Origin of the sequence: Maricaulis sp. (genome assembly GCF_048269565.1) — a bacterium.
In the GTDB taxonomy this organism is placed as follows: domain Bacteria; phylum Pseudomonadota; class Alphaproteobacteria; order Caulobacterales; family Maricaulaceae; genus Maricaulis.
The window spans coordinates 628,916-645,726 of the sequence record NZ_JBLXIK010000001.1 but is presented as its reverse complement, the minus strand read 5'-3'; the positions used below and the strand labels follow the sequence as shown (position 1 = coordinate 645,726).

18 protein-coding genes are annotated in these 16,811 nt (G+C 63.0%); 15 read left to right on the top strand and 3 right to left on the bottom strand.

All coding sequences use genetic code 11. The features are described 5' to 3' along the window. The first annotated feature begins 30 nt into the window (after positions 1-30). From thiC to ACN0YL_RS03205, 5 genes are all read left to right on the top strand, one after another. Complete coding sequence (gene thiC, locus ACN0YL_RS03225) at positions 31-1,920, top strand: phosphomethylpyrimidine synthase ThiC (protein WP_417497010.1); 1,890 nt, start codon at positions 31-33, stop codon at positions 1,918-1,920. 143 nt (positions 1,921-2,063) lie between these two features. Then, positions 2,064-3,260, top strand: a complete 1,197-nt coding sequence (locus tag ACN0YL_RS03220; RefSeq protein ID WP_417497009.1) for a DUF262 domain-containing protein — start codon at positions 2,064-2,066, stop codon at positions 3,258-3,260. A gap of 27 nt (positions 3,261-3,287) precedes the next feature. Then, positions 3,288-3,926, top strand: a complete 639-nt coding sequence (locus tag ACN0YL_RS03215) for a hypothetical protein (RefSeq protein WP_417497008.1) — start codon at positions 3,288-3,290, stop codon at positions 3,924-3,926. Positions 3,927-4,108: 182 nt separating this feature from the next. Then, positions 4,109-4,780, top strand: a complete 672-nt coding sequence (locus tag ACN0YL_RS03210; protein ID WP_417497007.1) for a hypothetical protein — start codon at positions 4,109-4,111, stop codon at positions 4,778-4,780. Between the two features lie 1,059 nt (positions 4,781-5,839). Continuing rightward, the gene (locus ACN0YL_RS03205; RefSeq protein WP_417497006.1) at positions 5,840-6,217 is read left to right on the top strand and encodes a hypothetical protein; all 378 of its coding nucleotides are present in this window, start codon (positions 5,840-5,842) and stop codon (positions 6,215-6,217) included. A gap of 162 nt (positions 6,218-6,379) precedes the next feature. Here the strand turns inward: ACN0YL_RS03205 and ACN0YL_RS03200 are convergent, their stop codons facing one another. Continuing rightward, a complete protein-coding gene (locus ACN0YL_RS03200) occupies positions 6,380-6,715 on the bottom strand; it encodes a YkgJ family cysteine cluster protein (protein WP_417497005.1) in 336 nt (111 codons plus the stop codon). Positions 6,716-6,881: 166 nt separating this feature from the next. Here ACN0YL_RS03200 and ACN0YL_RS03195 point away from each other — a divergent pair, with 166 nt between their 5' ends. From ACN0YL_RS03195 to ACN0YL_RS03175, 5 genes are all read left to right on the top strand, one after another. Then, the gene (locus ACN0YL_RS03195; RefSeq protein ID WP_417497004.1) at positions 6,882-7,319 is read left to right on the top strand and encodes a hypothetical protein; all 438 of its coding nucleotides are present in this window, start codon (positions 6,882-6,884) and stop codon (positions 7,317-7,319) included. A gap of 148 nt (positions 7,320-7,467) precedes the next feature. Then, the gene (locus ACN0YL_RS03190; RefSeq protein ID WP_417497003.1) at positions 7,468-7,896 is read left to right on the top strand and encodes a hypothetical protein; all 429 of its coding nucleotides are present in this window, start codon (positions 7,468-7,470) and stop codon (positions 7,894-7,896) included. Between the two features lie 45 nt (positions 7,897-7,941). Further along, positions 7,942-8,997, top strand: coding sequence for a DUF481 domain-containing protein (locus tag ACN0YL_RS03185; RefSeq protein ID WP_417497002.1), 1,056 nt, complete (start codon positions 7,942-7,944; stop codon positions 8,995-8,997). Positions 8,998-9,106: 109 nt separating this feature from the next. Continuing rightward, positions 9,107-10,099 carry an SRPBCC family protein gene (locus ACN0YL_RS03180; protein WP_417497001.1) on the top strand — a complete coding sequence of 331 codons (993 nt, stop codon included), beginning with the start codon at positions 9,107-9,109 and terminating at the stop codon, positions 10,097-10,099. Positions 10,100-10,527: 428 nt separating this feature from the next. After that, entirely contained in the window at positions 10,528-11,004 is a 477-nt protein-coding gene (locus ACN0YL_RS03175) for a hypothetical protein (RefSeq protein WP_417497000.1), read from the top strand. Positions 11,005-11,068: 64 nt separating this feature from the next. Here ACN0YL_RS03175 and ACN0YL_RS03170 read toward each other — a convergent pair whose 3' ends face one another. Then, a complete protein-coding gene (locus tag ACN0YL_RS03170) occupies positions 11,069-12,001 on the bottom strand; it encodes a homocysteine S-methyltransferase family protein (RefSeq protein WP_417496999.1) in 933 nt (310 codons plus the stop codon). 28 nt (positions 12,002-12,029) lie between these two features. Further along, positions 12,030-12,935, bottom strand: a complete 906-nt coding sequence (locus ACN0YL_RS03165; RefSeq protein WP_417496998.1) for a neutral zinc metallopeptidase — start codon at positions 12,933-12,935, stop codon at positions 12,030-12,032. Positions 12,936-13,193: 258 nt separating this feature from the next. Here ACN0YL_RS03165 and ACN0YL_RS03160 point away from each other — a divergent pair, with 258 nt between their 5' ends. The 5 genes from ACN0YL_RS03160 (at position 13,194) to ACN0YL_RS03140 (ending at position 16,676) form a co-directional block, all read left to right on the top strand. Further along, positions 13,194-14,201 (top strand): N-acetylmuramoyl-L-alanine amidase, encoded by a 1,008-nt coding sequence (locus tag ACN0YL_RS03160; RefSeq protein WP_417496997.1) that lies wholly within the window; start codon positions 13,194-13,196, stop codon positions 14,199-14,201. A gap of 59 nt (positions 14,202-14,260) precedes the next feature. Continuing rightward, positions 14,261-14,662: a hypothetical protein gene (locus tag ACN0YL_RS03155; RefSeq protein WP_417496996.1), complete on the top strand. Its 402-nt coding sequence runs from the start codon at positions 14,261-14,263 to the stop codon at positions 14,660-14,662. Between the two features lie 115 nt (positions 14,663-14,777). Next, positions 14,778-15,371: an RNA polymerase sigma factor gene (locus ACN0YL_RS03150; RefSeq protein WP_417496995.1), complete on the top strand. Its 594-nt coding sequence runs from the start codon at positions 14,778-14,780 to the stop codon at positions 15,369-15,371. Beyond that, positions 15,358-15,747, top strand: a complete 390-nt coding sequence (locus ACN0YL_RS03145; RefSeq protein ID WP_417492531.1) for a DUF6768 family protein — start codon at positions 15,358-15,360, stop codon at positions 15,745-15,747. The genes ACN0YL_RS03150 and ACN0YL_RS03145 overlap by 14 nt, the downstream gene beginning before the upstream one ends. A gap of 77 nt (positions 15,748-15,824) precedes the next feature. Beyond that, positions 15,825-16,676: an alpha/beta hydrolase gene (locus ACN0YL_RS03140; protein ID WP_417492530.1), complete on the top strand. Its 852-nt coding sequence runs from the start codon at positions 15,825-15,827 to the stop codon at positions 16,674-16,676. The last annotated feature ends 135 nt before the right edge of the window (positions 16,677-16,811 follow it).

Genomic DNA, 16,811 nt, shown 5'->3' with positions numbered 1-16,811 from the left:
CCTTTTCACGCCCCGCCAGGATTTCCCCCAATGAACAAGCCCACCACGCAAGCCAGTTTCGAGACACCCAAGGTCACCACCGGGCCGCTGCCGGGATCGCGCCGCATCTGGACGTCTCCGGTCACCGCGCCGGGCCTGAAGGTTCCGCACCGCGAGATCGATCTGCATCCGACGGCGAATGAGCCGCCGGTGCGCGTCTATGACACGTCGGGGCCTTACAGCGATCCGGATGCGACGATCGATGTCGAGCATGGCCTGCCGCGCATCCGGCTGGCCTCGATCAAAAAGCGTGGCGGCGTTGAGGAGTATGAGGGGCGTCCGGTGACGCCGCTCGATAATGGCGGCGCTTCGGGCAAATATCTGGCGCGCGAATTTCCCGGGCTGCACAAGCCCATGCGTGGCCTCGCTGATGCCCCGGTGACCCAGTATGAATTCGCCCGCGCCGGCATCATCACCGACGAGATGATCTATGTCGCCGAGCGCGAAAATCTCGGCCGCAAGACGCCCATGGCCGGCTTCAAGGAGCGCATGGCCGATGGCGAAAGCTTCGGCGCTTCGATCCCGGAATTCGTGACGCCGGAATTCGTCCGCTCCGAGATCGCCCGTGGCCGCGCCATTATCCCGTGCAATATCAATCACACCGAGCTGGAGCCGATGATTATCGGCCGCAATTTCCTCACCAAGATCAATGCCAATATCGGCAATTCCGCGGTCACCTCCTCGGTCGAGGAAGAGGTCGACAAGATGGTGTGGGCGATCCGCTGGGGCGGCGATACCGTGATGGATCTCTCCACCGGCAAGAATATCCACAACACCCGCGAATGGATATTGCGCAATTCGCCCGTCCCGATCGGTACCGTGCCGATCTACCAGGCGCTGGAAAAGGTGAATGGCGTCGCCGAGGACCTGACCTGGGAGGTGTTCCGCGACACGCTGATCGAGCAGGCCGAGCAGGGGGTGGATTATTTCACCATCCATGCCGGCGTCCGCCTCGCCTATGTGCCGATGACCGCCGACCGCGTCACCGGCATCGTCTCGCGCGGCGGCTCGATCATGGCCAAATGGTGCCTGGCGCATCATCAGGAGAGCTTCCTCTACACCCGCTTCGAGGAAATCTGCGACATCATGCGCGCCTATGATGTCTCCTTCTCGCTCGGCGATGGCCTGCGTCCCGGCTCGATTGCCGACGCCAATGACAAGGCCCAGTTTGCCGAGCTGGAAACCCTGGGCGAGCTCACCAAGATCGCCTGGGCCAAAGGCTGCCAGGTGATGATCGAGGGGCCGGGCCATGTCGCTATGCACAAGATCAAGGAGAATATGGACAAGCAGCTCGAGTGTTGCCACGAGGCCCCCTTCTACACGCTCGGCCCCCTGACCACGGATATCGCGCCCGGCTATGACCACATCACCAGCGGTATCGGCGCCGCCATGATCGGCTGGTTTGGCTGTGCCATGCTCTGCTATGTCACCCCGAAAGAGCATCTCGGCCTGCCCGACCGCAATGACGTCAAGACCGGCGTCATCACCTACAAGATCGCCGCCCATGCCGGCGACCTCGCCAAGGGCCACCCGGCCTCGAAAATCCGCGATGATGCATTGAGCCGCGCCAGGTTCGAATTCCGCTGGGAAGACCAGTTCAACCTCGCCCTCGACCCGGAAACCGCCCGCGATTTCCACGACAAGACCCTGCCCAAGGACGCCCACAAGGTCGCCCACTTCTGCTCCATGTGCGGACCGAAATTCTGCTCGATGGAGATTACGCGGGAGATCCGGGACCGGTTTGGCTCTGCGCGGGCGCCGAATGCGGTCGAGGCTTCCGAGGCCGAGGCCGGGATGGCGGAGAAGGCGGCGGAGTTCAAGGCGCTGGGGTCGGAGATTTATCTCAGCGAGGACGGGAGTGTGAGGGAGGCGATTGATTAGTGGCTTTCGGTATGGCTCGATCAAACGAGCTTGCTCCATCCAAGCCCTTGTTCGGTATTTCAATAGCGCTTGCAGTTTGCGGCTAAACCGATAGAGGTGTTCGCAACTGCTACTACTGAGGGTGTGAGAAGGGGAGATCAAAAATGGATGAATCTGCCGGTGACGTTGAGTTTGACGACGAGCAAGATACGCCATTAGAGGTCGCTTCCGTTGATCGATTTTCACAAGCGGTCTTGTATTCAACCGATTGGACTGTGGAGACCATCGTCTCGCAGCTGACGCGCGGCAACATCGATTTGAACCCTCGGTTTCAGCGTCGCGATGCCTGGTCGCCGCGCAACAAAAGTCGCTTTATTGAATCGGCCATTCTCGGGTTGCCCATACCTCAGATAGTGTTGGCGGAGAAACCGGGAGAGCGTGGCAAATTCGTCGTCCTAGATGGTAAGCAACGTCTTCTTACCCTGCTGCAATATACAGGCAATTCGACAGGTCCAAGAAATGAATTTGGCTTGTCGGGCCTTGAGGCACGAACCGATTTGGCGCGTAAAAAGTATTCTCATTTGAACGCTCAGCCTAATCTGGTTTCTGACCTAAACGCATTTTTGAACCATACGATTCGAACCGTCGTAATTCGAAATTGGCCTGACACGGATTTTTTGCACTTAGTTTTTCGACGTTTGAATACCGGTAGTGTGAAGCTGTCGTCTCACGAACTTAGGCAGGCAGTCGTTGCGGGACCGTTCTTGGATTATGTCGACGATGAGACCCAAGATATGCCCAGCCTTTGGGCTCTTCTAGGCAAGCAAGAACCAGACGCACGAATGCGGGATGTGGAGTTATTGGTTCGAGCTTTGGCATTTCAACTGTATTTGCCGGAATACGGCGGTCGGATGAAAGACTTCTTGGACTTGGTTTGCGGACGCATGAATGATGACTGGGACGCGTCGCTTCCCAGAGCGCAAGCGTTGGTGTCCAATTTCCGAGATGGTTTAACTGTGCTGGTTCAAATATTCGGTGAGAGTGGAATCGCTAGGAAGCCGGGTTCGAACTCGTTCAACCGGGCAATTTTTGACGCCCTCATATTCTACTGTTTCTCAGCCCCGGTGCGGCAAGCAATGGCAGCTCGTCCCCAAGCTGTTCGCGACGCATACCACGGCATTTGGGAGCGGGACCAATTTGCGGAGGCCGTCGAGAGCGACACCGCCGGAATTCCCAACACCGCATCCCGGATGGGCTTATGGGGAGCGCAGCTGGCGCACGCCTTGGGAATTCACATTCCAGTGCCCACTGAGAACCGGGACGGTGATCGTTCGCGCTTGGAATACCGCGGTGTTGAGTGAGTGATGCCATCTTCTCGATTCCGCAAAATGAAGGCATCGGTGGGCGAGTTGCGCCGCCATCTGCTTCCCAAGACCATTGAACCCACTGGGTCCTATGCGTGGCAGGACAAGGTGGAGCGACGGGCTGAGGCGTTCAGGATGCTCGTTCACGCAGAAATTGAGGCGTACCTAGAGGATCGCGCGGAAGAGATCGCCAGCAGCGCTTGGAACGCTTGGTGTGCTGAGCGCAAAGTCTCCGTTGTTACGGTTCATCTATTGGGCTTTAGCGGACGCGAAATGTACGGGCCTGTTAAGACGATTGATGCCCCTACAGATAATAAGAAAAAGGCGTGGCCAGAGAAAAAGTACCTCGATGATCGGTTGAGCCGATCTGTCACGGGATTCATACATTTCCTCCGAACCGAAAATCACGGAATCCGAGAGGCAAATCTATTAAGTATCGTTATTCCTCTCGGTATTGAGGTTGACAAGATTGACGGCGATCTGATTTTCGGTCTCGAGGAGCTTGGGCAACTGCGAGGTCGCGTAGCGCATACTAGCCTGATCGCTCGCGCTTCCGACGGAGTGGATCCGAAGGGGGAATTGGATCGCATTCGATTGTTATTGGGGAAGGTCTCCGTTCTCGATGTTCAGCTCGATTCGTTGCTTGACGAGGCGAAGTGTTAGCGCTTCGTCAGCGGCGCCCGCAGGCATGCTTTTGCTGGGAAACGCAGCCAGTAACACCTGCAACAGCCGAACCTGAAATAACCAAAGGCGACGCGCGCGAGATGGAGTGATTGATTGAAGACGTGTTGTGATCCAATTTGCTTTTGGCGATCATCGACATCGTGACCTGTAAGGGGGGGGGCATGAATCAGCTTGTTGATAACGCATTTTTTCAACAATTGGCTCTATTGGCCTCTGGGCTCATCGGGGGGTGGGCGGTTAGCGAAATTACGCATTACCGAAGAGGTGGCGAGGAAAGGAAGAAAAGGCTTAGTAGGGCATTGGCATATGTCTTGTTTGAACTTCGCCTCTCATATCAAACAATTAATCTGATCGAGTTGTTTAAGGGGAAAGCGGGATCTTGGGCGGACTTCGAGAAGTATCGACAGCGTGTCATTAAGAAAAGGTCATTGACAATCGCAATGGCGCGTCTTGACGGAAGGGATTTAGTAGACGTATGCGCTGACTATTTCCCTTTTGATGTTTCGGAAGCTGTTCTCTTTTCAAACAATTTTGATGAACTTGAGGCAATAAGTTTGAGCCAAGCATCTGTTTTGAGTGATGATGTATACGTCACTATGCTTTCAACGGTCGAAGTAGCTATGGATGGTTCAAATATGATTGGGGAACGTCTGGCAAGGCGTCTCAGTTTAGCTATTGGACTCCTCGAGAGGCGTCGGGCCGGCAAGGCGCTTGATTCAATAAAGCGGCCAACAAAGACCCAGCAGGTAAATCAAGAATTTTTGGGGAATCTAATCGGGGAGTTGTCCTCAAAAATACGGGAAGTGAGAGAGGCGAAATCGCCTCCAAGTTAATCGAACGTCGCGGGAAAAATCGGTGACACACACCTTTTCCCGTCCTGAAAACGGGTGCCCACCCACCCCCCACCTTAAACCCCATGTCGAGAGTCCGCCTCAGGGGACAGGCGCGGTCAAGGGCGCCGGAGGCGCCGCTTCGCGGTTTCACCCTTGACCGCGCCTGTCCCCTGAGGCCCTTTGGCTGGCAAGGGATTTATGGCTTGGCCTCGCCCGGGCGGGCGGGCTTCTGACTCAACGCTTTCCTTCCCGGCTTGCCGGGGAGGGGGACCGTCCGTAGCCTTGGCGTAGGATGGTGGAGGGGCCGGCGCGCGCAGCGCGGCGGTGTCTGGCACCAGCGTTTCACCGCAGCCTGCGGCTGCGGCCCCATCGGCCCCTGCTTCGCCAAGGCTACGCAGGGCCCACTTCCCCGCCCGAGGCGGGGAAGAAAGCGGTTTCGCTGATCAACACGCACAACGCTTTCCTTCTCCGTGAGGAGAAGGTGCCCCGGACTTGATCCGGGGCGGATGAGGCGGGCAATGTTCCCGTCTGCGAGCTTGGCGCTGCCACCCTCACCCGCCCCTGCGGGGCCCCCTCACCCCAGGGAGAGGGAAGGGGAAACTCCGTCGTCCGCCATCGCCTTATCCCCGCCCCACACCGCCCGCAAACCCCCGTCAACAAAGCCAAACCCGAAAAATCGCCTCGACTTATCCCCGCCCCCTCGACCCGCGCGCATAATCTTCAGCGGTTCCCGGGGTGGGAGGCGCAGGCCACGTCACTGATGCCCGGGAGCGCGCGGAGCCTGTCCGGGCGATCGGTGTGACGATCGAAAGCGCTGGCAGGGCGTCCTCTCTTCACGTCCGAGGGCACTAAACGACCGACCCGAGTACGTGTGAGGATTGGAAACGGGGTGGAGACGCCACGGGAAAACTCCGCAAGCGGGATGTCACGATGTCACGCGCTATTCTTCTACCGGTTACCGGCATCGCCGGCATCCCGCTTGCCTCCCATCACTTCGGCGAACGCCGCGCGAAGCGCGCACCCCTGTGCGGGCGCGGCCACAAGACAAGGGATTTCACCATGACACGACGCATTCAATCCGCCACTCCGGCAGAGCCGCCCCTCGACGCGCTGGTCGCGATGTATGAGCACGAGGCATTGCGACTGATGCTGCGCTGCCTCTACCGGCAATTCCTCAATGAGGAGAATGCCGCCGCGGTGCGCACCGCCGCCACCCTGCTCAAATCCCTGCCGCCGGCGCGCCGCGGCCATGAATGGATCGAGGCGCTGGAAGCGGTTGATCGCGACTTCCCCGACGAGGACCCCGAGCTCTATGACGAAATCCAGCGCGAATTTGCCCGCCTGGAGCCGGAGGAGATGGACGCGGAAATCCTGGCGGGGATGGGTGTCGTTGCGGAGGTTGAGGCCGGCGCTGAGGTGGAGGTCGGGGCGGATTGAAGGCGCCTTCCTTCTCCGTGAGGAGAAGGTGCCCCGGACTTGATCCGGGGCGGATGAGGCGGGCCATGCTTCCGTCTGCGAGCGCGGCGCTGCCACCCTCACCCGCCCTTCGGGCACCCTCTCCCTGAGGGAGAGGGAAGGCTTGCCGCCCAACGCACAAAACTACGCCGCTGGCACCGCGCGCACCTTCTCCCCCATCACGCCATTGGCCCTTATCGCCTTTTGGCATTCGAAACTGCCCGGCCGGAAGGCGCGGCAGGCTTCGGGGCGGTGGTCGTAGACGGCGCACAGCGCCTGGCCGGTGTCAGTGCGTAGATGGGTGCAGTGGCCGCAGCTGAAGTCGACGAAAGAACGGCCGCCGTCTTCAAACAGGCTGTCAGGGGGCAGGGCGTCGGGAGCGATGCGGGCCTGGTCTTGCGGCAGGAGGACGAGATAGCGCGGGTGGCGGCTGAAACAGCAGGCTCCGCAGGCGACGCAGTCAAACGCCATATCCGACATGTGAGGTGACGAACCCGCCGCGCGAAGGCGGCCTTCCGCCCCGGCCCGCAGCGCGCGGGATTTACGCCAGTCGGAGGGGATTTGCATCCGGAAAATGCGGCGGCTCTCATCCTCCGTTAATCCCGGGCGTGCTTGGTTTGCGGTTTACCAGAATGGGGGATATCCGATGCGTGCATTTACCCGGCCCGGCCATATCGCCGCGGCTGCCGCCCTTGCCGCGGCGCTGTTGCCGCTCGCCATGCCGGCCGCCAGCGCGCAGGCGTTCGCCTCGCCATCGGGTCAGGTCTATCAGACCCGGATCGAGAATCTGACATCCTTGAAGCTGGCGATCGCCTTCGGCAGCGGCGAGAGCGGCGGCACGGTGACCATTACCCAGCTCGACACCGGCTGGGCCCCGCCGCCGCCCGGCCTGCAAGTCGGCACGCTGGGGGAATGGAGCCAGGCGGCGGACGGTTCGGTGACGATCAGCGGCGATGCGCTCTATTTCCTGCCCGATGGCGGTCCGGCGACCTGCCAGAGCTGGGCGGCGGATTATTCCGGCCAGGAGGAGACCTGCTGGTTCAACAATAACGGGGTCAGCGATAGCGAGCTCCACCTGCAATAGGACCGGACCGGCCGGGCGGGCCGACCGCAATCTCTTCTCGATTGCCCCGACGGCTGAAATTTTACGCGCGCATCAAGCGTCCTCCTCAATCCCGTGCGCCAGACCGGTGCCGAAGCCGAAACGCTCCAGCCAGAAAACGGAAAATCTCATGAAAACCATGCTCATGGCCAGCCTCGCCCTGATTCTTGCCGCCCCCGTCGCGCTGGCCGATGACGGTCCGGCGGGACAGGAATTCACCGCCGTCGCGACCCGCAATACGGATTACGCGCGCATCGGCCAGACGGCGACCATCCGTTTCGAGAGCGGCGGCAATATCACCGTGTCCGGCGTCATGGATGGGATGGGGTCCGACCCGTGGTCGACCGAATGGAATGAGGACGCCAATGGTGAAATCACCAATGGGGCCGATATTTTCTGGATGGATCCCTGGGGCGAGCCTCCGATCTGCCGCAGCTGGCCGGACTATCCGGTCGGCGCCGATGTGGAATCGGTCGGCGGCGACTGGGAGGCGACCGGCGTCTGCTGGCTCGGCCCCGATGGCGGCAGTCTGGACTGGCGCATCACGCGCACCGAATAGGTTTTGCGCGGCGCATCCGGAAACTCGCAGCCCCAGGGGATCAACATGCTGAAATCACTCGCGGCTGTCACCGCTGCCGGGCTCGCATCGAGCATCATGCTCACGGCGTCTGTGGCAGCCGAACTGCCGCAAGCCTATCAGGCGCTGCTGGCCGAGGCCGCCGAACGCCAGGATGATGATGCGCGTTTCCTCGAGACCGCCGACATGGTCGCCGTGCTGGTCGAGGGCGGCCGCGCCGCCGTCCATGCCGATATTCTCGCGCATCTGCCGCACCGTGCCAGCGCCGTCGCCGGCTGGCCGCTGCCGGCTGTAACTGACGCGGCGCCAGCCGGCCCGGCATCGCCGCCGGCCGAGCACGCGGAACATCGCAGTCTGGGCGGTGCACCGATCGCCCTGGGCGGCGCGCCCGAGGGTTCCGGCGGCTGGCTGGCCGGATCGATCCGCATGATGCGGCCGGACAGCTGGGCCGGCCATGTCCGCGCCGGTATCCAGCTGGAACGCGGCAATTCCGAGCTCACCGATTTCACCTTCGCCGTCGAGCTCGACCGCGAGCTGGAGCAGGGCTGGCGCATTGACAGCCAGTTCGAATATTTCCTCTCGGAGAGCGCCACCCATACCACGCGCGACAACTGGCTGGTCGAGCTCCGCACCACGCGCGAACTCGATAGCGGTATCGGCTATTATGGCGGCGGCTCCTATGAGCGCGACCTGATCGGGATTTACGAGCGTTCGGCTTTCGTCACAGCGGGCGGGATCTGGCATGCGCTGGACGGGCCGAAGCTGGACTGGGTGCTGCGCGGCGGTGCCGGCCAGCGTTTCCGCGAGGACCGCCTCAATGGCGAGACCCTGACCGACTGGGTCGCCGAGGCCGGATCGAGCCTGCACTACCAGATTTCCGAAACCGCCCGCTTCAGCTCCGAGACGACCGCCTTCCTCGGCGGCGGCTCGCGCGTCGACCAGCGCTTCAGCCTGACCAACCGCCTGTTCGGCAATTGGGCCGTCCAGACCGGCCTGCGTATCGAGCACGAGTTCGAGACGCGTGCCGGCTATGAGCCGACCGATACCCGGCTGGATATCTCCCTGCTCTACGCTTTCGACTGATCCGCACTGGCGTCCGCGCCCCTGCGACCATGGGGCACTGGTATCGGCGCGCGATCCACGGCAATCTCCCGCATCGGCTCGGCGGGAGTGCCGGCATGGGGGATAACCGGTGAGCGAAGCTTTGCAGCCGAAAGGGGCCTGGATCTGGGTGGGCGCACGGCTCCTGCTCGTCTTTGTCGGGCTCGTCCTGCTGGCCGGCCTGTTCTACGCCCTCGGCGGAACCGATGCCGGGGCGGGTCTTTCGGGCGGATTTACCGCCCTGTTTGGTCTGCCCTTCTGTCTTGGCGCCATCATCCAGTTTGGCATCAGTCCGGCAGGACGGATGGATGCGAGCTGGACCGCGGCCCTGGCGGGTTTCCTCCTGCTGGCGGCAATGGTGATTGTCGGCGTCTTCTTCCGCGAGGGCCTGATCTGCATGGTGATACTGGCCGTGCCGTGGTGGATCAGTGCCTGGCTCGGCGCGCTGGCCGTCAGCGGGCTGCACGCGCGTTTCCGCCAGCGCGCCGTGCTCCACAGTGCCGGCCTGATCGTGCTGCCCTTCGCCTTGTTGTTGCTGGGGCCGCTGGCCGCCAATCCGACGCATCATTTCGAGGTCCGGCGCTCGATGGTGATCGAGGCAGTTCCCGATCAGGTCTGGCCGCATCTTCTGAGCCTCGACGGTCTGTCCGACGAGGAGGGCGTGTGGACGATTGCCCAGGACGTGCTGCGCATCCCGCGGCCACGCTCGGCCCTGGTCGTGGGCGAGGGCGTCGGTGCCGTGCGGCTGGCACGCTGGGGCGAGCAGATCGGTTTCGAGGAACATGTGACGGGCTGGTCGCCAAACAGCCATCTGGCCTGGCGCTTCGTCTTTCCCGACGATTCAATCGCGCGTCATACCGATGCGCATATCGGCCCCGACAGTGAGTTTCTCGGTATCGAGACCGGCAGCTACACCCTGATCCCGCTCGCCGATGGCCGCACCCGGCTGACCCTGACGACGCGCTACCGCGCCAGCAGTCCGGCCAATCATTACAGCGCCGTGTGGGGCGAGATCATTCTCGGCGGCATCCAGCGCAATATCCTCACCGTGATCGCAGACCGCAGTGAGGCGGAGACGGGCTAGCGATAACGCGGCGTTGCCTGGTGCCAGACAGGGGGCAGGTGCCGGTCGCCCGGCAGCCCGCCCCCTCACAGAGTGGTTATTTCTTGCCCGGCGGCACAACCGTGCCCTTGGTGGAAGGCGCGGCGGCGATGGTTTTCTTCTTCTCCGCTTTGGGCTTCTTGACTTCCTTGTTGGATTTTTGCTGACCCTTGGCCATGTCATGCTCCTTTGAGCGAGGTCCGGCGGACCGCGTGGTGTGATATTACGCCGCTCCGTGATGGCGCGATAGCATTTTCGCAATCCGGGACCGGGGCGGGGCAGGGGCAGACGCCAATCACAGCTCCTGAAAATCTGAGCCATGTCACGCACCGAAGCTTAATGGTTTCAGGGCTATAACCGGCGCTACCAACAAGGCCGGGCAGCTGGCCGCAAAACCGGAGCGCTTCATTTTGAAAACCCTGATCACGCTGGCCTTCGCCGCCACCGCCCTGTCCGCAACCGTCATCGCCGCCCCGGCGCTGGCCCAGGATAGCGCCCGCACCCCTGCCGGCCAGAGTTTCAGCCTGCGCTCGACAGACCGCGTGCCCAACCTGCCCGCGGCGGGATATTCCGGCACGATCCGCTTTGAAGGCGGCGGCTATGAGGGTGGCAGCTGGACCGTGAGCGGTTTCCCCGACGCGATGGGCGAGGACCCGTTCAGCGGTGAGTGGTCGATGGAGGCCAATGGCGAGATCATTGTCAGCAATGACATGATCTGGAACGATCCTTATGCAGCCGGCGATGACCGCCCGTCCTGCCGCGAATGGCCGGATTATCCGATCGGCACGCCGATCGAGGATGTCGGCGGCGAATGGGGTTCGAGTGGCGTTTGCTGGGTGGCGTTCGACGGCGAAACGCCGGACTGGGAAATCATCCGCATCGAATAGCGCTGCGGGCCGGACAATGGCCGATTGAGCCGTTCGGCGTGACGGCTGCCGCCCGGGCTCACCCTCAGGTGCAGGCCTGGCAGATCGCGGCGATATGCCGGTCATCCGTGCCGCAACAGCCGCCCAGCAGGGTCAGGCCGGGATGCTTGGCGCGCAGATCGCGGTAGAGCGCTGCGAGTTCTTCGGCATCTCCGGGATCGAGTTCGCTGGCATTGTCCAGCTCTGCATGGCTCTTGCGCGAGGCATTGGCGCGCAGCCCGGTGATGCGCCGCGTCCAGGCCTCGCCGCCCGCAAGGACGGCGCTGAAATGATCCGGATGGGCGCAATTGATCATGAAACCGGCGGCCGCTGACCCGGTCGCCGCATCGACCGCCATGATCGCCTCGTCGAGCGCCTCGCCGCCCGGCAAACGCCCGTTGGTCTCTGTGGTGAAGCTGATGCTGACGGGCAGGCCCGCTGCCTGTGCCGCGCGGACAATGCCGATCGCCTCGCTGGAATGGGTGACGGTCATGGCGGTGGCGCTATCGGCTCCGGCGGCCACGAAGCTGGCGATCTGGGGTGCGTGATAGGCCTCGGCCTCATCGGCGCTCATCACGGTGTCCGGATGATAGGCATCGAAGCGCGGTCCGATACTGCCCTGGACCGGCATCAGACTGGTCCCGGTCTGGTGGGCATCGCGCAGGGCCTGCATGAAGCCGATCGCCTCGCGATTGATGCGGTCGAGCGCGGCGGCGTCATAGCCCAGCTTGGCGCCCCAGTCGGCATTGGCGCGCCAGGTCGGGGCGCCGAGGATGAAGTCGAGCCGGTGTCTGAGCGCGATGGCGATATGGCGCTGCCAATAGTCGGTCAGCCAAGCGCGTCCCGCCGCAGTCTCCAGCAACGGGAAGGCGGCGAAGTACGGCAGGTCCATGCCGCAATCGAACACCAGCCAGGTCTCCAGCCCGCTATCGGTGAGGCGGATCTTGCTGCCGGGACGGGCAGGGGCGGTCTGGTTCATGGTCGCAATTCCCTCACACTCGCCCTGTCTAGAGTTCGCGGGCCGAGAAGGTATCGCAGGACGAGACATCCGGATTGTTGAAGCCACGCATGAACCAGCGCTGGCGCTGGGCGGCGGAGCCGTGGGTGAAGCTGTCGGGCACGACGCTGCGGCCGGCGCGGCGCTGGATGGTGTCGTCACCGACGGCCTCGGCGGCGGCCAGGCCTTCCTCGATATCGCCGGGCTCGAGCAGGTTGAAGCGCTGGTCGGCGCGCGCCGCCCACAGGCCGGCAAAGCAATCGGCCATCAGCTCGACGCGTACCTGCATCAGATTGGCCGCCGCGCCGCCACCACGCCGGCCCTCGGCATCGGCGCGATCGAGAATGCCGAGCATGTTCTCGACATGGTGGCCGACCTCGTGCGCCAGCACATAGGCCTGGGCGAAATCACCATTGCCGGCGCCCATTTGCGCCAGCTCGTCATAGAAGCGGACATCGATATAAACGCGCTCGTCGGCGGGGCAGTAAAACGGTCCCATGGCCGATTGCGCAAAGCCGCAGCCCGAGGACACGGCGTCGGAGAACAGCACCAGTTTCGGCTCGCGATATTGCTGGCCGGCCTCGGCGAAGACCTCGGTCCAGACCTCTTCGGTATCGGCCAGCATGACGGCGGCGAAGCGCGCCGCCTCTTCCGTGCCGGCCGGGATCTCGCCTTCGACCGTGGTCGGCTGCGATGTGCCGCCGGTGAGATTATTGAGGGCGCTGTCGATGCCGCCGCTGAACAGGCCGAAACCGCCCACGACGATGACGGCGAGCACGACGCCCTTCCAGCCGAAAATGCGCAACAACAAGGGCAGCAGGGCCAGCAATCCGCCGCCACCACCGCCGCCGCTATAACGGGTGCCGCGCTGGTCGATCACATTGCGGCTTTCGCGCCGTCCGCGCCATTGCACCATGAACCCGTCTCCTGAAAACTGGCCTTGCCGCGTGCGGCAGCCCTGTGCTGTCCGTCCGGCGAGGGCAGGATAGGGGAGAAGCCGCTTCAGGCACAGGGCCGGTTTCACAGCGCCACCACAGCGCAGTCCGCTCAGCCGACTGGCACTTTATCCCCGCCTGGCCCGGACGGGGCTATGCTGGTGCACGTCCCGGGCGAAGCTCTGTACCCGGAACGCGAAGCAGTTGTATAAGAACCTGAAATGTTCTGGGGAGGGCACATGTCGGATCAAGTTATCGCGCGAGCACGCACCAATGCCCGGGTCAATATCCGGATCGGGGCGCCGGCGCTGGCCGCACCGGTCCGGGAAATACTGGACCCGGGCACCGAGATTTTCATCACCGCGGCAGTGACCGGCGACGATGTTCACGGCAATGACCAATGGTATGCCTGCCGCGGCGATGTCTTCGTCTGGAGCGGCGCCTGCGAGAATTATCACGAGGAGCCGGCGCCGCCCGGTGATGACGAGAATGAGGGCGAACGCCCGTCCCGCGTTGAACTCGGTGAGGTGATGCAGCCGGAGTTCGAGACCCTGCCGGGCGTGTTTCACAAGGTGCGCGGCTATCGTCCGGGCGGGCTGGAGGGGCTGATCGTTCATTTCGACGCGGCCCGGACCCTGCCCGACAGTGACCGCTCGACCAGGGAAGTGATGCGCTATGGCGCCGAGCAGGGCTATCACTATGGCGCGATCAGCCGCTCGGGACGGATATTCCTGCCGCAGGGCTTCAACTGGGAAGCCTGGGGCTATCATGCCGGCACCAGCGAATGCCCGGCGACTGGCCGCAAGGGCGTGTCGCAATACTATGTCGGCTTCGAGCTCAATAATCCGGGCCTGCTCTATCCGGCACAACAGACCGGTGTCTTCTGCCCCTGGTTCAATGCCGAGCGTGACGAGAAGGGCCGGGTGATCCTCGACGCCGATGGCCGCTGTACCCGCCGCGACGAACATGACGAATGGTATCGCGATTACGAGGTACGTCTGTGCGAAGGCGGCAATATCACCAAGGGCTGGTATCTGCCCTATAGCGCCGAGCAATTCGCGGCCCTGACCCGGATCTGCATCTGGCTGTCGCGCCGCTTCCCCGACAGTTTCAGCCTGGAACGGGTGTTTGGCCATGACGAGGTTTCGCCCGGGCGAAAATCCGATCCCGGCGGGGCAATGGGCACGCCAACCGAAATGATGACCATGGCCGAGTTTCGCGCCTCGCTGATGCAACTGGCGCGTTAGAGGCTCCGTTAACACGTCTGTGGCAGGCTAGAGCCCTGTTTGCCTGTCAGAGGTGAGGCATGAGCAAGTCCGTGACGTCGAGTTTCCGGCGCGTTTCTGACCATTTCGAACCCGATCTGGTGCAGGACCCGGCCGAGCAGCGCAAGCTGCGCGGCCATCTCGAACAGATTGACTACACGGTATCGGCTGCCAACCAGGCCGTGATCCAGAAGGAAATCCATCACGTTTCCGTCGATGATTTCCGCAATCTCGCCCTGACCGCCGCCCGGGCCCGCACCGCCTGGGTGAGCACCGCGGTCGAGCTGGCCAAGGCGCACAAACCCCTCGACCCGGCCGAGCTGGCCCGGCTGTCGCATCTGCGCGGTGTCTATGACGAATTGTCGGAAGCCTATGAAGCCATGCGCCGCATGGTCGAGCGCGGCTATCTGAGCTACCACAAGGGCCTGCCGGACAAGGGTTGATCCAGCCGGGCCGAGCCCGCACGCGAACGCGGTATTGAACCCTTTTCGCCCGGCCATGCACCTATAGTCTGAACGGGGCCGCCTGACCGGCCCTGCAGACGGGGTGAGCGGATCCATGCAACGCGACAGCAAACGGGTACTCGGCGAATACCTCGTCATGATGGCCCAGGCCGGTGACCGCGCCGCCTGTGGCCAGCTTGCCCGGCTGTGGCAGCCGGCGCTGTTGCGTCATGCCCTGCGCCTGACCGGTGATGCCGAACTGGCCCGCGACACGCTGCAGGAGGCCTGGATCGATATTTTCCGCGGCGTCGGCGGGCTTGCCGATGCCGCAGCTTTCCCCGCCTGGGCCTATCGCATCGTCACCCGCAAAAGCGCCGCCACGGTTCGCGGTCTGCAACGCCGCCGTCAGACCGGTGAGGCGCTGGCCGCCGAGCCTGTCGCCCCGGATCGCTGGGAGGCCGACGCCGAAGCGCTGGCCGATCGCGGACCGCTGGCGCGGGCCCTGGCCGGTCTGCCGGCAGCGCAACGGCACGCGATGGCGCTGTTCTATATCGACGATTTCACCGCGGCGGAGATTGCCGTCGCGCTGTCCGTTCCGGTGGGCACGATCAAGACCCGCCTGATGCATGGTCGCCGCAAGATGCGCGCGGCACTGGATTCAACAACTTCACAACCCACGAACCAGGGAGGTTCAAATGACGGGATCTGACAAGGAACTCGACGCCATGATCGCCGAGGCCCTCGATGCCGAGGACCGGGAATTGCTCGACCAGTTCGGCGAGGAGCCGGGCTATTTTGACCAGGCAATCGGCCTGTTTGGCGGCCGGCTCGGCTGGGTGACCTGGACGGTCTATATCGTCAATATCGCCGCTGCCGGGCTGGCGATCTGGGCGGGCTGGCACGTATTCATGGCGGCCACGCCATTGCAGGCCATTCGCTGGGGTGTCGCAGCCCTGGCCGCGATGCAGGTCGGCCTGTTCATGAAGGGCTTCATGGGCGATCAATTGCTCAACAACCGGGTAATCCGCGAAGTGAAGCGGCTGGAATTACAGCTGGTTCGCAGCCAGGCGCGCCAGGGCGTCTAGCTTGACGGGCCGGCTTGGCAATCGGGTGCGTTTGGGTCAGACAGAGACCCGACGCACCCATTGGCCGGAGATTTTCGATGCGCCTGAAACCCTTTGCCCGACTTCTCGGCCTCGCTGCGGCAGCCCTCACTCTGGCCGCCTGTCAGCCAGACGCCGCGCCGGAGCCGGGGACGCAAACCCCGATCATCGTTGGAGAGGAAATCGTCCTGGATTCCGGGATCTATGACGGCAACCGCACCATCACGGTTTCCCTGCCCTGGAGCTATGGCGACGGCACGCGCAGCTATCCGGTGCTCTATCTCGTCGATGGCGGCGCGCAGCAGGACTTCATCCCGATGGCCGGGTTGGCGGCGCTGGGCAGCCTGTCGATGCAATACCGGGAATTCATCCTGGTCGGGGTGCAGACCGAGAACCGCTATGTCGAGCTCACGGCGCCGTCCGATCTGGCCGAGGACTTGCGCTGGCTGCCGGAGAATGGCGGCGCCGCCGATTTCCGCAGCCACCTGCTTGATGAGGTCAGACCCTGGATCGAGGCGCGTTACCGCACCTCTGGCGAGGACGCGATCATCGGCGAGAGCATGGCCGGCCTCTTCATCACCGAGACCTTCCTGCGCGCGCCGGACAGTTTCGATCATTATATCGCCGTCAGCCCCTCGCTCTGGTGGCGCTCCGAAGGCCTGAGCCATGAGGCCGCCGACCTGCTGGCTGCGGGCGGTTTCGGCGGTCACTCACTCTTCCTGACCATCGCCGATGAAGGCGAGGACATGCAGACCGGCATGGATCGTCTCGTCGCCGCGCTTGACACCGGTGCACCGGACGATCTCACTTGGTGGTATCAGCCGATGCATGATGAGCATCACCACACCATCTATAATCCGGCTGCCCTGCAGGCCCTGCGGCTGGTCTTCGCGCCGGAGGAGGACGGGTAGGCCAGAGTCCGCCTCATCCGTGAATACCCGCCATGCGCGTCAATATGCCCATCAATGGCGGTCACAGGGTTGTGATACACTCGCAATCGCATGTCCGGCTCCCTAGATAGGGTTCGGACCGGGGAAAGGGCGCCT

Bases quoted from the DNA above. Each gene is read 5' to 3' on its own strand.
- ACN0YL_RS03160 (WP_417496997.1), top strand. From the start codon at position 13,194: ATGTCGGATCAAGTTATCGCGCGAGCACGCACCAATGCCCGGGTCAAT.
- ACN0YL_RS03215 (WP_417497008.1), top strand. From the start codon at position 3,288: ATGAAGGCATCGGTGGGCGAGTTGCGCCGCCATCTGCTTCCCAAGACC.
- ACN0YL_RS03190 (WP_417497003.1), top strand. From the start codon at position 7,468: ATGAAAACCATGCTCATGGCCAGCCTCGCCCTGATTCTTGCCGCCCCC.
- ACN0YL_RS03220 (WP_417497009.1), top strand. From the start codon at position 2,064: ATGGATGAATCTGCCGGTGACGTTGAGTTTGACGACGAGCAAGATACG.
- ACN0YL_RS03155 (WP_417496996.1), top strand. From the start codon at position 14,261: ATGAGCAAGTCCGTGACGTCGAGTTTCCGGCGCGTTTCTGACCATTTC.
- ACN0YL_RS03185 (WP_417497002.1), top strand. From the start codon at position 7,942: ATGCTGAAATCACTCGCGGCTGTCACCGCTGCCGGGCTCGCATCGAGC.
- ACN0YL_RS03165 (WP_417496998.1), bottom strand. From the start codon at position 12,935: ATGGTGCAATGGCGCGGACGGCGCGAAAGCCGCAATGTGATCGACCAG.
- ACN0YL_RS03205 (WP_417497006.1), top strand. From the start codon at position 5,840: ATGACACGACGCATTCAATCCGCCACTCCGGCAGAGCCGCCCCTCGAC.
- ACN0YL_RS03200 (WP_417497005.1), bottom strand. From the start codon at position 6,715: ATGTCGGATATGGCGTTTGACTGCGTCGCCTGCGGAGCCTGCTGTTTC.
- ACN0YL_RS03195 (WP_417497004.1), top strand. From the start codon at position 6,882: ATGCGTGCATTTACCCGGCCCGGCCATATCGCCGCGGCTGCCGCCCTT.
- ACN0YL_RS03170 (WP_417496999.1), bottom strand. From the start codon at position 12,001: ATGAACCAGACCGCCCCTGCCCGTCCCGGCAGCAAGATCCGCCTCACC.
- ACN0YL_RS03150 (WP_417496995.1), top strand. From the start codon at position 14,778: ATGCAACGCGACAGCAAACGGGTACTCGGCGAATACCTCGTCATGATG.
- ACN0YL_RS03210 (WP_417497007.1), top strand. From the start codon at position 4,109: ATGAATCAGCTTGTTGATAACGCATTTTTTCAACAATTGGCTCTATTG.
- ACN0YL_RS03145 (WP_417492531.1), top strand. From the start codon at position 15,358: ATGACGGGATCTGACAAGGAACTCGACGCCATGATCGCCGAGGCCCTC.
- thiC (WP_417497010.1), top strand. From the start codon at position 31: ATGAACAAGCCCACCACGCAAGCCAGTTTCGAGACACCCAAGGTCACC.
- ACN0YL_RS03140 (WP_417492530.1), top strand. From the start codon at position 15,825: ATGCGCCTGAAACCCTTTGCCCGACTTCTCGGCCTCGCTGCGGCAGCC.